10 protein-coding genes are annotated in these 14,360 nt (G+C 71.0%); 5 read left to right on the forward strand and 5 right to left on the reverse strand.

From position 1 onward, the window contains the following. Positions 1–63: 63 nt before the first annotated feature. Positions 64–465 (forward strand): peptidase inhibitor family I36 protein, encoded by a 402-nt coding sequence (locus AB0I42_RS12840; RefSeq protein ID WP_357536881.1) that lies wholly within the window; start codon positions 64–66, stop codon positions 463–465. Between the two features lie 27 nt (positions 466–492). On the opposite strand, the gene AB0I42_RS12845 is transcribed toward AB0I42_RS12840, so the two are convergent. The 3 genes from AB0I42_RS12845 to AB0I42_RS12855 all read right to left on the reverse strand — a co-directional run bounded on the left by AB0I42_RS12845 (position 493) and on the right by AB0I42_RS12855 (position 5,062). Continuing rightward, positions 493–1,311 carry a MerR family transcriptional regulator gene (locus tag AB0I42_RS12845; protein WP_357536883.1) on the reverse strand — a complete coding sequence of 273 codons (819 nt, stop codon included), beginning with the start codon at positions 1,309–1,311 and terminating at the stop codon, positions 493–495. A 40-nt stretch (positions 1,312–1,351) separates the two neighbouring features. Beyond that, complete coding sequence (locus AB0I42_RS12850; RefSeq protein ID WP_357536885.1) at positions 1,352–1,858, reverse strand: hypothetical protein; 507 nt, start codon at positions 1,856–1,858, stop codon at positions 1,352–1,354. A 105-nt stretch (positions 1,859–1,963) separates the two neighbouring features. Further along, a complete protein-coding gene (locus tag AB0I42_RS12855) occupies positions 1,964–5,062 on the reverse strand; it encodes a beta-L-arabinofuranosidase domain-containing protein (RefSeq protein WP_357536887.1) in 3,099 nt (1,032 codons plus the stop codon). Positions 5,063–5,754: 692 nt separating this feature from the next. Here AB0I42_RS12855 and AB0I42_RS12860 point away from each other — a divergent pair. Together AB0I42_RS12860 and AB0I42_RS12865 are read left to right on the forward strand one after the other, a co-directional pair. After that, a complete protein-coding gene (locus AB0I42_RS12860) occupies positions 5,755–6,957 on the forward strand; it encodes a cytochrome P450 (protein ID WP_357536890.1) in 1,203 nt (400 codons plus the stop codon). Positions 6,958–7,054: 97 nt separating this feature from the next. Continuing rightward, positions 7,055–8,560 (forward strand): aminopeptidase P family protein, encoded by a 1,506-nt coding sequence (locus AB0I42_RS12865; protein ID WP_357536892.1) that lies wholly within the window; start codon positions 7,055–7,057, stop codon positions 8,558–8,560. A 62-nt stretch (positions 8,561–8,622) separates the two neighbouring features. On the opposite strand, the gene AB0I42_RS12870 is transcribed toward AB0I42_RS12865, so the two are convergent. Beyond that, positions 8,623–10,008 carry a hypothetical protein gene (locus tag AB0I42_RS12870; RefSeq protein WP_357536893.1) on the reverse strand — a complete coding sequence of 462 codons (1,386 nt, stop codon included), beginning with the start codon at positions 10,006–10,008 and terminating at the stop codon, positions 8,623–8,625. 4 nt (positions 10,009–10,012) lie between these two features. Beyond that, positions 10,013–11,353: an MFS transporter gene (locus AB0I42_RS12875; protein ID WP_357536895.1), complete on the reverse strand. Its 1,341-nt coding sequence runs from the start codon at positions 11,351–11,353 to the stop codon at positions 10,013–10,015. Between the two features lie 1,011 nt (positions 11,354–12,364). Between AB0I42_RS12875 and AB0I42_RS12880 the strand changes: the two genes are divergently transcribed. Continuing rightward, positions 12,365–13,294 carry an acetaldehyde dehydrogenase (acetylating) gene (locus AB0I42_RS12880; protein WP_357536896.1) on the forward strand — a complete coding sequence of 310 codons (930 nt, stop codon included), beginning with the start codon at positions 12,365–12,367 and terminating at the stop codon, positions 13,292–13,294. Continuing rightward, positions 13,291–14,316, forward strand: coding sequence for a 4-hydroxy-2-oxovalerate aldolase (gene dmpG, locus AB0I42_RS12885; protein ID WP_357536897.1), 1,026 nt, complete (start codon positions 13,291–13,293; stop codon positions 14,314–14,316). The genes AB0I42_RS12880 and dmpG overlap by 4 nt, the downstream gene beginning before the upstream one ends. The last annotated feature ends 44 nt before the right edge of the window (positions 14,317–14,360 follow it).

Consider the following 14,360-nt stretch of genomic DNA (forward strand, 5'->3'; position numbering starts at 1 on the left):
GGTTGGCGCATCGAAGTCTGTTAATATCGTGCCGGCCTGTTCGCCATCCCCCTGGAGGTTCCCGTGTCAGTGCACAGTGGCGTGAAATCCGTCCTGGCCGTCGTGGTGCTCGCCGCCACGACCGTGCTCACCACCGCCACCCCCGGCGCGGCCGCGGTGCATACCGAGCGGGCCGGCGTGACCGCGGGTGACTGCCCGTTCCCGAAGACCGTGTGTCTGTTCGACCAGACCGGCTACGCCGGTGTCCGGTTCACCGTGGCCGCGACCGGTCCGGGCGGCGCCTGCGTCAGCCTGGTGGACCACGGTTTCGGCGGCGGCCGGATCCGTTCGGTGCTCAACTCCGGTGCCGGGTCCGCCGCACTGTTCGCGGGCGACGACTGCGTCGGCGGTCCCTACCAGGTGGCGGGCAACAGCGGCATCGCCGACCTCAGCTCGTTCCAGGCGGACAGCGTGTGGGTCCCGTAGCAGCCCCCGAACCGCGCCCCGCCGCCGTCACCGCCAGGTCGCGGACTCCGGGTCGACGCCGTGCGCGCGGGCGTTGGCGTCGATGACGTCGCGCAGCCACCCGGCCAGGCCGGGCTCGAAGCCGTCGTAGTAGGCGGCGAAACCCGGCTCGGTCGTGTACCTGCGGCCCAGGCAGACGTGCATGGAGTGCGTGCAGTCGAAGTACACGCCGATCGACGCCCGGTGCCGCTCGGCGAGCGCGTTCGCCTCGTCGCTTCCGGGCCGGACCCCGGCGCGGCGGGCGGCGGCCAGGTCGGCGTTGAGCGCCTCGACGTCCGTGGTGATCGACCGCCAGTCGTCGGCGGTCCTCCCGGCGGCGCGTTCGGCGTACTGCGCCCACTGGCCGGTCTCGCCCCAGCGCTCGCGCGCCTCCGCGACCCAGGCGGGTCGCCATTGCGCGCCGAAGATCGCGACCTGTTCCTCGGCGCTCAGCAGGATGCCGGTGTCCCGGGCCTCGACGATGCGGTCGAGCGCGGCGACCATCCGCTCCATCCGCAGGATGCGTTCGCGGAGCTGGTCGCGCTGCCGGCGCAGGGATTCGGTGGCGTCGCCGCTCGGCGCGTCCAGCAGGTCCGCGATGCGGTCGAGAGGTACGTCCAGTTCGCGGTAGACGAGCACCCGGTGGATGCGGGCCACGTCGGCGGCCGTGTAGAGCCGGTAGCCGGCGGTGGTGCGTGCGGACGGGCGGACGAGCCCGATCGCGTCCCAGTGGTGGAGCGTCCGGACGGTGACGCCCGCGACGGAGGCCACGGCGCCGACGGTCAGCCCGTCGGTCGCCGCGGTCCCGTCGGCAGGTCGAGGTGTCACGTCACCAGTGTGGCAGCCGGGTCCGGTCGGGCCCGCCGCGTCACGCCGCAGGGGCTTCGATCCCGATGTCCCGCAGGAACTGGGCCTCGGGGCTGTCCGGGTCGTACGGGCGCGCGGCGGTCATGATCACCCGGGTGTTCTCCGGCGTGACGACCTCCAACTCCACCGAGTTCCACGGCATGTGCCGCGGCCCCGTCGTCGAACCGGGCAGAAGCTTCTCGCCCGCGGCCGCGATCTCGTCGATCTGGCTCAGCACGCACGAGAAGCTCACGGTCAGCGCCGGAGGTTCGGCGGCGCTTTCGGCCGCCATCAGCAGGACGTCCTGGAACGCCCAGCGCCGCAGGTGCGTGAGCCGGCCGGGAATGGAGAACAGGTCGAAGAAGCCCAGGCCATGGACCCAGAAGTCGGCCGACGCCGCCAGGTCGTCGGTCGGCACCGTCACGAACATCGGCATCCCGTAGATGCCGCGGAACAACTCCGGCGGCACCGCGTCGAGTGCCGGCGTCGGGACGGGGCTGAGGTCGAAGGCGGGAAAGGTGTCGGTCATGACGCCAGCATCGAGCCTCACGTGACGTGAGGGTCAAGCCGCCGCCGATCGAGGTGCCCCGGAGGGCCGCGGTCGACCGCGGCCCTCCGGGGCGGGGCCTACGGCCTACGGGGCGAGCTCCCTGTTGGCGCGACCCGCGTGCGAGACGACGAGGGTCTTCTGCGCCTCGGTGAGGATGCCGGCCGCGACGAACGCCTCGGCAAGCTCGGTGACCTTCGATACGAACTGGCCGTGGTTGCGGAAGGGTGCCTGGTCCCACAGCAGGTCGAGGAAGGTCGGTCCGTCGGTGCCGGGCGACGGGATGCCCGTCACCGGGACGTCGTAGTTCGGGAGGCCGTCGTTGCGCTTGTAGTTCGGCACCCCGGTGTCGATCGACCCGAACACGATCGTCGGCTCGACCCGCCGGAAGTAGGTCGAGGCGGCCTGGGTGTCGCTGATGTAGTAGGGCCGAAGGGTGAAGTCGTGCGTGGTGAAGAGCTTGTCGCCCGCCGCCGTGGTGCTCGCGTGGGTGATGGCCGAGCGGCCGTAGTCGCCGTCCCGCTTGAGGTAGCGGTAGAGGGACAGTTCGCGGTAGCTCCCGCCGCCCGGGTTGCCCAGGACCTGCAGGACGAGGGGACCCCAGAAGATCGCCTGGGTGTCCGGACGGTCCAGGGCCCGCTCGATCCGGATGCTGAAGGGCATCCGGATCTCGACGACGTCACCGGACGTCCAGGTCCGGCTCAGCGTCACGTACCGGCCGGACTTCTGGTTGATGTTCACCGGCTCGCCGTTGAGGTTGACGAAGAAGCCCCGCCGCGTCCAGCCCGGCACCCGCAGCTTGAGGTTGAGCCGGCCGCTGCCGGTGACGGTCAGCTTGACCCGGTCGTCCCGGGGGTAGCTCGTCTCCTGCGTGATGGTGAAGCCCTTCTGCGCCCAGGTCAGGGTCGAGGGCACGTAGAGGTTCACCCAGAGCGTGTTGCCCTTGGCGGACTTGAAGTAGATCGTCTCCTGGTATTTCGTGTGGTTCTCGATGCCCGTACCGCCGCAGCAGGTGCCGGTGTTGCCGTAACCACGGGAGTTGCCGGGTGTCAGCGGCTGGAAGTAGGTGACCTGCGGGTTGCTGACGCTCGAGCTGTCGGAACGGGAGCCGAGGATCATGTTGAGCAGGCCGCGCTCGTAGTAGTCCATGTAGGCCGCGTCGTGCTCGTGGAAGAACAGGTTCCGGGCCAGCTTGATCATGTTGTACGTGGTGCAGGTCTCCGCGCCGCCCTGGGCGATCGCGTTGGCGATGTTGCCCCGGTTCTGGAACATCTCGATGTTGTTGTTGGAACCGGGGTAGTTGCCGCCCGTACCACCGTGGGCGAACATGCGGTCCGGGATGACCATGCCGTAGAAGTTCTTCGCGGCCTGGAAGTACTCCTGGTCGCCGCTCTGCTCGTAGACGCTCAGGTAGCCGATGAACTGCGGCACGTGCGTGTTGGCGTGCAGCCGTTCCGGGCGGCGCCGGCCGGGCCGGGTCTCCGGCGTGGTGACCAGGATGTCGCGGTTCTCGACGGTGGCGCCGAACAGCGACTCCCGGTTGTCGAAGGTCTTCGCGGTCGCCAGGTGCTTCGCGTCGCCGGTGATCCGGGCGATCTCGGGGAACACCTCGTTCGCCCCGCCGAACTCACCGGCGATGTAGAGGTCCCACATGTAGTTCAGGTTGTCCCGGGTCAGCGGGCCCTCGTAGTCGGGGTGGTTCTTGTCCCCGAGGGTCAGCGCGAGGTGGGCCCAGTCGGCCATCTTGACGACGACCTCGAGCGCCCTGGCGTTGTCGGTGTGGTAGTAGGCGTCGAGCAGGCCACGCATGATCTTGTGCTGGGTGTACCAGGGCGCCCAGGTGTTGGTGTCGGCGTTGCCGCCGTAGATGGCCCAGCGGGGCGGCCCGAGCCGCAGCACCGCGTCCTCCGGGATCGCACCCAGGTAACCGGGGTGGGTCGGGATCCACAGGTCGGACCCGCCGCTGTCGGCGGCCACGACGCCGGCGTCGCGACCGTTCGGCGAGGAGTCCCGCAGGGTGGTGCCGCCCTCCTCCTCGAACCGGTACCAGGCGATGCTCCCGCCCCCGGTGCTCCCGGCGGCCGAGTCCTGCAGCGACTGGACCTCCTGCTGGCTGAGCGCCCGGTCGAAGATGTGGAACTCGTCGACGGTGGCGTCGAGGAACGGGTCACCGTACTGCGAGCGGCCGATCCAGCGGTTGGCCGGGTTGCTGAGGTTGGCCGGGTTCAGCGTCATGTTGGTGTTGGTGCCGGCGACCTGGCCGTTGACGTACAGCGTGCCGGTGTTCTGCGACAGGGTGACGGCCAGGTGGACCCACTGGCCCGTCGGCAGCGCGGCGTTACCGTTGATCTGCTGTTCCTGGGCGGTACCGCCGACCGTGATGGCGAATCGTGGGGCGTTGCCCGCGGCGCCGGAGCGGGGGGTCAGGAACATGTTGACCGTGCTGTTCTGGCCGAAGTCGAACAGCCGGCTCCAGTCCTGGGCCGAGGCGAGGTTCACCCAGGTGGCGATGGTGAAGTTGGTGAGCTGGCTGATCGTCTCCTGCGGCAGCGTCACGTACTGGGCCTGGCTGGGGCCGTTGAGGCGCAGGGCGCTGCCGAAGCGGCCCGGCACCCGGCCGATCTCCGGCTCCTGCGGGTTCTCGCCGCCGGGCCCCCCGGTGCCCATCCGGGCGGTGATCGCGGCCTGGCACGCGGCCAGCTCGTCGACCATCCAGTCGAGCTTGCTCTTGAAGATCGGTTCACGCTGATCGGCGTAGCTCTGCGCGAGCGCCGTCATGAAGTGGCCGGCCCAGTGACCGCTGAGCAGCCCGCCGTTCTCCCAGCCCCCGGGGGTGGACACCCCCGGCGGGTTCGGCCGGCCGGCCTGGTTGTTGAACAGCACGAGGAACCGCCGCTCGTCGAACTGCCGGAGGTAGTTCTTCATGCGGTCGCGCTTTTCCTGGAACAGGCCGTCGCCGAGCGAGACGTCACGCAACTGGAACGGCCGGACCGGGGCGGTGCCGCCGGGGCCGAGGTCGGGCGGGGTCCCGGGCAACGGGTTCGGGCCGGTCACCGCCTCGGTCGCCGGTGCCGCCTGCGCGGCGGCGGCCGGGAGCGCACCGGCGGCGGCGACCGCGGCCGCGCCGATGGCGGAGGCCTGAAGAACCTGACGACGACTGATGGGGAGCTTCTCGGGTTGAACCACTGAGGATCGTCCTTCCAGGGGTGGGTATGTGTGACGGCTCGGCCTGCCGCCCGCTCGCCGGGCCCGGTTGGATCCACTGGCTGACGTGGGTCCGGCCCGGGGCTGGCGGCCATCCCTGACGGCGGCGGTGGTGACCACGGCGGACGGCGGGGCGGGTGTCGCTGGGCAGGTCGGGACGGTGGCTTGGTGAGTCGGCGGGTCTGTCGTGTCGCTGCTCCGGGAGCCGGTCCGCCCGTTCCTCAGGTGGGTGGGCCCGGTGCGGCGTCGGACGTACCGCGTGCGGCGCGACTCGGTGGCCTGCCGGAGTGTTCTTTTGCCTCCCGCCGTCGGGCGGGACGAGGATGTGGCGCGTATACTATTGCAATTGCATCCCAGCCTCTCTGTCAAGCGCTGATTCGTGACGGTAGGGGACCTGCGGCGGCCGTGGCGGGGGTCGTCTCATCGGCGTCGGCAACTGTGGTGTTCAGGAAGTGTGAACGCTAACTTCACCCGGGTCAATCCCTACGATCGAGTAAGAGTTCACGGTTGACACATTCCGGTAACCCAACTATGTTAACGCTCACATACTGTCGCTCGGTAAGTCGTACGCGGCCCGCGGGGCCTGCGGCGCGGCCGTCGGAGGCGTGCCGTCCGACGGCATCGCGCGGGGCCGTCGAGGTGCACAGTGGACTGTCCTGCCAGGAGGGGGCGACGTGGCCGCCGAGTTCGGCATCTCGGAGTTGTGGGATCCGGTGGTTCGCCGCGATCCGCACGCCTTCTACGACCGGGTACGGGACAGTGGCGGGCCGGTGCTCCAGATCGACCCCAGCGGCGCCCGCTTCTGGGTGATCGCCGGCCACGCCGATGTCCTGGAAGGACTCCGTCATCCGGCGATCGGGCACGAGGTGCACCGGCACTTTCCCGGCAGCCGGCGGCCCGCGCCGCACGAGCTGACGGAAGTGGCGCGACTCGAGGCCCGTCAGCTCATCAACCTCGACCCACCCGACCACACCCGCCTGCGGGGGCTGGTCAGCGGTGGCTTCACGGCACGGATGGTGGCCAGGCTGGAGCCCTGGATCGGTGACCTCGCCGATCGGCTGGTCGCGCGGGCCCGCGAGCGGGGAGACGTCGACGGGGTCGCCGACCTCGCCGACCCGGTGCCGGTCAACGTCATCGCCGAACTGGTCGGCATACCCGATGCCGACCGGCCGCGGTTCCGCGCCTGGTCGGCGGCGATCGTGTCGGCCAGCGCCGAAGGCCCGGCGGCCACCCTGGAGTTCGGGGCGTACCTCGACGAGCTGGCGGCCCGGCGCCGGGCCGACCCCGCCGACGACCTGATCTCGCAACTCGTGGCGATCGAGGACCGGGGAGACCGGCTCGACCGCGACGAACTGGTGGCACTGGTGCAGTTGCTGCTCGTCGCCGGTCAGGAGACGACCGTCGACCTCATCGTCAACGGGCTTCGTCTGCTGCTGACCCACCCCGACCAGTGGCGGGCGGTACGAGACGATCCGGCGCTGGCGGAGGCGGTGGTCGAGGAGACGCTGCGGTTCCGCGGCCCGGTCGAGATCGTGCCGCCGCGGTTCGCCTTCGCCGACGTGGAGATGGCCGGCGGGCGGATCCCGGCGTTCGACCGGGTGGGACTCTCGCTGTGGGGCGCCAACCGGGACCCCGCGGTCTTCGACCGGCCGCACGAGTTCGACATCCATCGCACCGACGTCCGCCGGCACATCGCCTTCGGGTACGGCATCCACTTCTGCCTCGGCGCCCACCTGGCCCGGCTGGAGAGCCGGATCATGTTCGAGCGGATCGTCCGGCACCTCCCCGACCTGCGTCTCGCGGTCGACCCCGCCGACCTCGACGGCTTTAGGCTGCACCGGAACGTGTTGCCGCTCCGGGTGGGACCACCCGGCTGACACCGGCCCGGCGGTGCCGTGTCCGCGCCGTCACCGTCGGTGCGGGCGGCCTGGTCGCGGGTCGGGAAACACCCGACCACGTGGCAGAATATCGACCATGACGAGCGACAAGCAGGTGAAGGCCAGCCACCGGAACACCCCGGGCAGCGACGCGTTCCGCGCGTTCATCGCTTCCGGATGGGCCAGCCGGAGTACCGAACCCGTACCGCGCGCCGAGATCGCGGACCACGCCGCCCGGCGCCGGGCGGCCGTGTCCGAGCGGTTCCCGGGCGAGCGTCTCGTCATCCCGGCCGGCGGCCTGAAAGTACGCAGCAACGACACGGACTACACGTTCCGGGCGCACACCGCGTTCGCCTACCTGACCGGTCTCGGCGCGGACAGCGAGCCGGACAGTGTCCTGGTGCTCGACCCGAAGCCGGAGGGCGGCGGCCACGAGGCGATCCTGTTCTTCCGGCCCCTCGCCGCGCGCGACACCGAGGAGTTCTTCGCCGACGCCCGGTTCGGCGAGTTCTGGGTGGGGCCGCGCCCGACGATCCAGGACATCGAGTCCCGGTTGGGGGTCGGCGCCCGCCACATCGACTCGCTGCCGGACACGCTGGCCAAGGACGCCGGTGTGATCCAGCTACGGGTGGTGCGGGCGGCCGACGACCAGGTGGCCCGCCGGGTCGACGAGGTCCGTGCCGAGGCGGCGACGTCCGCCTCCGGGCCGACCGACGCGGACGAGGAACTTGCCCGGTTCCTGTCCGGGATGCGGATCTGCAAGGACGAGTGGGAGATCGGCGAGATGCGCCGGGCCATCGCCGCCACCCACCAGGGCTTCGAGTCGATCATCGACGGGCTGCCGGAGGCGGTCCGCAAGGGCCGCGGCGAGCGCTGGGTCGAGGGACTCTTCGGCCTGTACGCGCGGCACGAGGGCAACGGCGTCGGATACGAGTCGATCTGCGCGTCCGGGGACCACGCCAACACGATCCACTGGACGAAGAACACGGGGCAGGTGCGCGAGGGCGACCTGATGCTGATCGACGCCGGGGTGGAGCTGGACTCGCTCTACACCGCCGACATCACCCGGACCCTGCCGGTCAACGGCCGCTTCACCGAGGTCCAGCGCAAGATCTACGAGGCGGTCCTGGAGGCACAGGAGGCCGGGATGGCGGCGGTGAAGCCGGGCAACAAGTTCAGCGACATCCACGCCGCCGCCAACCGGGTCATCGCCCGCAAGCTGCACGAGTGGGGGCTGCTGCCCGACGGCGTGACGCTGGAGCAGACGCTGGACCCCGAGAACGGTGGCTGGCATCGGCGCTGGATGGTCCACGGCACCTCCCACCACCTGGGCATGGACGTGCACGACTGCCAGATGCTGCTGCGTAAGGACTACATGGACGGCGAACTGAAGCCGGGCATGATCCTTACCGTCGAGCCGGGTCTCTACTTCAAGGCGGACGACCTGGTGGCGCCGGAGGAGTTCCGCGGCATCGGGGTCCGGATCGAGGACAACGTGCTCGTCACGCAGGACGGCCACGAAAACCTGTCGTCGGCGATGCCGCGCACGGCCGACGACGTCGAGGCGTGGATCGCCCGGGTGCAGTCCGGCGCGGACGAGTGACCACGTCCTGAACCGATTCGCCGGGACCGGCGGCGCGGCCGCGCCGCCGGTGCCCGATCCGGTCAGCTCTCGTGGAAGGCGGACCCGACGGCCGCGCCGGCACCGAGGCTGACCACACCGACCGCCGGGTCGGTGCTGCCGCGTACGAAGCATCCGGCGTATCCGTCCTCGCCGACGACGTCGACGTCGCCGAGGTAGATCCCCCAGTTGAGGTAGAGGTCCTGGGCGCCGCCGGCGCCGTCCGGGAAGGCTTCGGCCGCCGGGCGGATGCGGCGTTGCAGCACGTACGGGCCGTCCATCGCCGCGGTGAGGTCGGCCTCCCACCGGGCCGGGTCGACCTGCCAGCCGGCGACGATCCCGCTGCCGCCGTGCAGCAGGGTCGGCTTCAGGACCAGGTCGTCGCGGTGCGCCACGGCGTAGCGGAGCAGGTCGACGTCGCTGCCGCCGGGGTCGGTGGTCCGTGAGCGTACGTACCGCGTCCAGGGCAGGAGGCGGTCGACGCAGGCGAGTTCCGCGGCGTCGAACAGGGCACGGTGCCGGTCGTCGGAGAGCATGGCCAGCGTTGCCTTGTTGCCGTAGATCTCGGCGTCCAGCCGGCTGAACAGGCCGACCTTCCCCTGGTCGGCGGCTGCCAGGAGCGGTTCCAGTTCGGCCACGGACGCCGGATCGGCGAGGTCCTCGGCGAGGAAATACCGGTAGACGATGTCGACGGTCCGGCCCGCGACGGTGGGGCGGCCGTTCGGATAGGTCAGCTGGCCGGGGTGGCAGGCGATTCCCTCGATGCCGTGTTCGGCGAGCTTCGCGGCGAACACCCGCAGCCGGGGCCCGATGACGGCGAAGTTGTCCACGGTGTCCAGTACGGCGACGACCGGCGGCCGGCCGGTGGGGACCGCCGTGGCGCATTCGGCGAGCATCGTCCGCGCCATGCAGGCCAGCGTGTCGCGGTGGCCCAGCCGGTGTCGGGTCACGAACTCCCGCAGCGGGGCGAAGGTCAGCATGGCCCGGTTGAGGTCGGCGTTCTCGAAACCGCCGAGCGCGCTCGTGATGTTGAATTCGAGCAGGCTGAACGCCGTACCGTCGTGGTAGAGGTCGGCGCGGCCGAGCGGGACGAGCGACCCGGTACGGGCACTGCGGGTGATCAGCTCGGTCTGCTGGCCGCTCATGCCGACGGCCCCGGCCAGGGCGGCGAGGCTTCCCCCGAAGATCCGGTCCGGTAGCGAGCGCAGCAGGTCGTAGATGGTGCGCAGGTCACCGGCGACGGTGCGGCGCTCGGCGTCGCCGAGGAAGGCGGGGCCGGCCAGGAACCGGTCCCGGTATGCCAGCGTGAGGGCGGCGGATTCGCGGGCGGCGGCCGTCGGGTCGCCCGCGTCCGCGGCTCCGGCGAGGTGTTCCACGTACGCGTGCCCCAGCGGTGACCGGTGCAGGTGGGGCGGGCGGGTGACGGTCATCGGCTTACCTTTCCGGCATGGTGCGCGCGTTCGGCCCGGTGTCGGTGGTGTCCGGCCCGGCGGGTGTCCGGTCGTCGGTGGCGTGGGCGGGGCCGTCGTCCTGCTGGGCCTCCACGACGGTGGTGATCCACCGCCGGCGGGCGCCGCGGATCAGGATCACCGCGATGACTGTCATGACGATCGCGCCGGCACCGAAGACGGCGGGGGTGCCGGCCTCGGCGGCGACGATGCCGCCGGCCGCCGCGCCGACGGGCAGCCCGCCCCAGGCGATCAGCCGGTAGACGCTGTTGGCGCGGCCGAGCAGGTGCCGGGGGACCAGGGTCTGGCGCAGGACCACCACGACGACGTTCCAGGTCACCGTCCCGCAGGCGAAGAGGGCGAGGGCGATGCCGGCCGCGTACGGCGAGGGCACGAGGGCCAGCACGGCTTCGCTGGAGGCGATCAGGGTGGCGGTGGCGACGAGTGCTCCCTCGCGGCCGAGCCGGTTGGTCAGCAGGGGGGCGATCCGGGAGGCGAGGACGGCTCCGACGGCCTGGCAGGAGAGCATGACGCCGTACCCGAACGGGCTCAGTTCGAGCACCTGGCTGCTGTGCACCACGAGTACGGCGAGCATGGCGCTGCCGGCGAGGTTGATCGTGCAGGAGAGCAGGGCGAGGTTGCGGAGCAGGTGGTGGCGCCACAGCCACTTCGCGCCAGCGAGCATCTGCGCCAGCACGCCGGTGGTGTCGCGCCGTTCGGCGGGCGGTCGGGTGCGGCGCATCCGGGCGAGGAGCAGGGCCGAGCACAGGAACGTGGCCGCGTCGACGCCGAACGGCAGGGCGACGGCGACGCCGAAGAGCAGGGCGCCGAAGAGCGGGCCGACGAAGCCGGTTCCGGCCTCCTGGGCGGCCATGATGCGGGCGTTGGCGGTGGACAGTCCGGACTCGGGGGCGACGAACGGGACGAGGACCTGTGCGGCGTTGCGGCAGAAGACCTCCCCGACACCGAGCAGGAACATGCACACGTAGAGCAGCGGCAGCCCGCCCCAACCGCCGATGATCCCGGCGGTGAGCACGACGAGCAGGACGGCCCGGGCGAGGTCGACCCGGACCAGCGCCTTGCGGAGGTCGACGCGGTCGACGAGCAGGCCGGCGGGGATGCCGAACAGCACGAACGGGGCGGTGAACGCGACCGAGACGCCGCCGATGAGGCGGGGGTCGTCGGTGAGTTGGGCGGCCAGCAGGGGACCGGCGGCGATCGTGACGCCGTCGCCGATCGCGGAGACGGCGGCGGCGGACCACAGCTTGGAGAAGTCGGCGCCCAGCCGCTGGCGTCCGGCGGCGGTGGGGGTGGCCAGTTTGGTCATGGCGTGGTGCTGGGGCGGGACCCGTCCGGTCCGGTGCTGCCTGGCGGGTGGTGTCCCTGACCAGCCCTGTTGCGGCACGGCCGACGATCCATCGTGTCCCCTTTCGAGCGGTGCGTACGTCGCGGCTCTGCCCGGACCACGGTCCGGAATGCACGTACGCACGAGTGTGATGAGGATAGTCGAAAGGATCGTGGCGGCATCGGTTACGCAGTGTCGCCGGCCGGCGGTGCGGCAACAGATCTTCGGGTTGACGGATCGGGTTTTGGTTTTGTATAGGCATCGACCGGGACGGTGTGTGACGGTCGGCAAAATGCTGGGGGTGAGCCTGATCGATGCTGGTTGGCGTCGCTTTGCGGCTGAGTGCCGGCGTAGTCCCGGGTGTCGGGTGTCCCGCTCTCGACTGTCCCGAGGGTGACCCAACACGCAGGTCCGATACCCGTAAATATCTGGTACCGTCGATGGCGGCCGGCTGTTGGGGTTGATTGTCACGGATAGTGGTCGCGGTTGGTTCTCGCGGTCGGTCGCTTCGTCACAGTAAGGTCCAGCATTGCTGGAGATGAATGCATCCGGGAGTGCTTTCGATTGCTGCTTGGGAATCTCTGAGATCAGTCATATGTCCGTTTGTTGCTTGACGGTGCGGCACACGCGGCCGAATGGACCCTGTCGAATGGTGGTTTCCGGTCGCAACGCGATCCGTCAGCCGGCGGACCTTTCGTTTCTCGGCGACCCGTCGGCGGCCTGAGAGCCGCCGCATCACCGTGCCGCCCGCCGCTGCCGGTCCGACCTGGACGGGCAGCCCCGGCGGCCACCCGATGGACGGGTACCGGACCCCCTCCAGGCGCCACCACCGCCGGAATGCCGCCGGTCAGGAGTGGCCGGCGCGGATCGAATGGTGAGGACGACGTACATGAGAACCCGTGAACCGGACGCCGGGCGCCACCCGGCCGGTGTCCAGCGATCCCTCGCCCGGCATCCGCGGACCTGCCGACCCCGGCCCCACGGAGGCACGCCGTGAGCCTCACCCCGGACGTGACCACCCCCGGACCGGACCTCGTCGCGCCCGCCACCGTCGCCGTCATCGGCACCGGCGCCATCGGCCAGGACCTGATCAGCAAGATCGACCGGTCCCGGGCGCTGGACTGCCGTCTGGTCGCCGGGCGCAACCCGGACTCGGCGGGGCTGCGGCACGCCGAGCGGTTCGGCTATCCGGCCAGCGCGGCCGGGATCGACGCCATCCTGGCGGCGGAACGCCCGTTCGACATCGTCTTCGACGCCACCAACGCCGCCTCCCACCGGCACCACTGGCGACTGCTGGAGCCGCTGGGCACGCTGGTGGTCGACCTGACGCCCAGCGGGGTCGGGCAGATGGTGGTGCCGACCGTGACCGGGGTCGGGGTGGCGACCGGACGCAACGTCAACCTGATCAGTTGCGGCGGTCAGGCGTCCGTCCCGATCGTGCACGCGCTGGCGACCCGGTTCCCCGCGACGTACATCGAGGTCGTCTCGACCGTGGCCAGCACCATCGCCGGCCGCGCGACCAGACTGAACCTCGACGAGTACGTGGCGACCACCGAGCACGCCGTCACCACGTACTCCGGGGTCTCGGCCGTCAAGGCGATCCTGAACATCAGCCCGGCCGTCCCGCCGGCGACGTTCCGTACGGCGGTGCACGCCCGGATACCCGGCGCCGACCCGGCGGCGATACGGGCCACGGTCGACGAGGCCGCCGCCCGGGTGCGTTCCTTCGCCCCCGGCTACGCGGTCACCGCCTGCACCGTCGTCGACGACCGGGTCACGGTCGCCGTGCAGGTGCTGGCCCACAGCGACGTCCTGCCCCACTACGCCGGCAACCTCGACATCATCAACTCCGCCGCCGTCATGGTCGCCGAGCAGCACGCGGCGGCGACGGGCCGGACCGTCCGGGCGGAGGCGCACCGGTGAACGACGTACTCATCTACGACCCGACCCTGCGCGACGGCCAGCACGCGGTCCGCCACCAGCTCGGGGTCGACGCCATCCGCCGCTACGCCGAGGCCGCCGACGCGGCCGGCATCCCGGTGGTCGAGGTCGGCCACGGCAACGGCCTGGGAGCCTCGTCGCTACAGGTCGGACTCGCCGCGGTCGGCGACGACGAAATGCTCTCCACGGTCCGCGAGGCCCTGCGGCACAGCCGGATGGGTGTCTTCATGCTGCCCGGCTGGGGCACCTCCACCGACCTGCGGCGGGCCATCGCCCGCGGCGCCGACGTCGTCCGGATCGGCGTGCACGCCACCGAGACGTCGCTCGCCGAACGGCACCTCGGCGTCCTGCGCGACGCCGGCGCCGAGGCGCACTGCGTGCTGATGATGAGCCACATGGCCACCCCTGGGGAACTGGCCGAGCACGCCGCGCGGGCCGTCGGATACGGGGCACAGGCGGTGGGGATCATGGACTCGGCCGGCTGGTTCCTGCCCCCGGACGTCACCGCGAGGATCGCGGCGATCGGGTCGGCGGTCGACACGCCGGTGATCTTCCACGGGCACGACAACCTCGGCATGGCGGTCGCCAACTCCGTCGCCGCCGCCCAGGCCGGTGCCTCGATCATCGACGGCTGCGCCCGCGGCTTCGGTGCCGGGGCGGGCAACACCCAGCTCGAGGTGCTGGTGCCGGTCCTGGAACGCAGCGGCTTTTCGACCGGCATCGACCTCTACGCGCTGCTCGACGCCGCCGACCTGGCCGAGCGCGAACTCATGCCGGCCCCGCCGGTGACCGCGTCGATGACCATCGTCAGTGGCCTGGCCGGGGTGTTCTCCGGCTTCAAGCACCGGGTCGTCGAGCTGTCCGCCCGCGCCGGTGTCGACCCGCGCGACGTGTTCTTCGAACTCGGCAGACGGCAGGCCATCGCCGGCCAGGAGGACCTGATCGTGGACGTGGTGGCAGAGCTGAGCGCCCGTACCGGGCGCGTGGCGGCCCTTCAGAAGTAAGGACAGGCAACATGGAGAAATCGGATGCGGTAGCCGGGACGGCG

It is taken from the genome of Polymorphospora sp. NPDC050346, assembly GCF_040655695.1.
Taxonomy (GTDB): domain Bacteria; phylum Actinomycetota; class Actinomycetes; order Mycobacteriales; family Micromonosporaceae; genus Polymorphospora; species Polymorphospora lycopeni.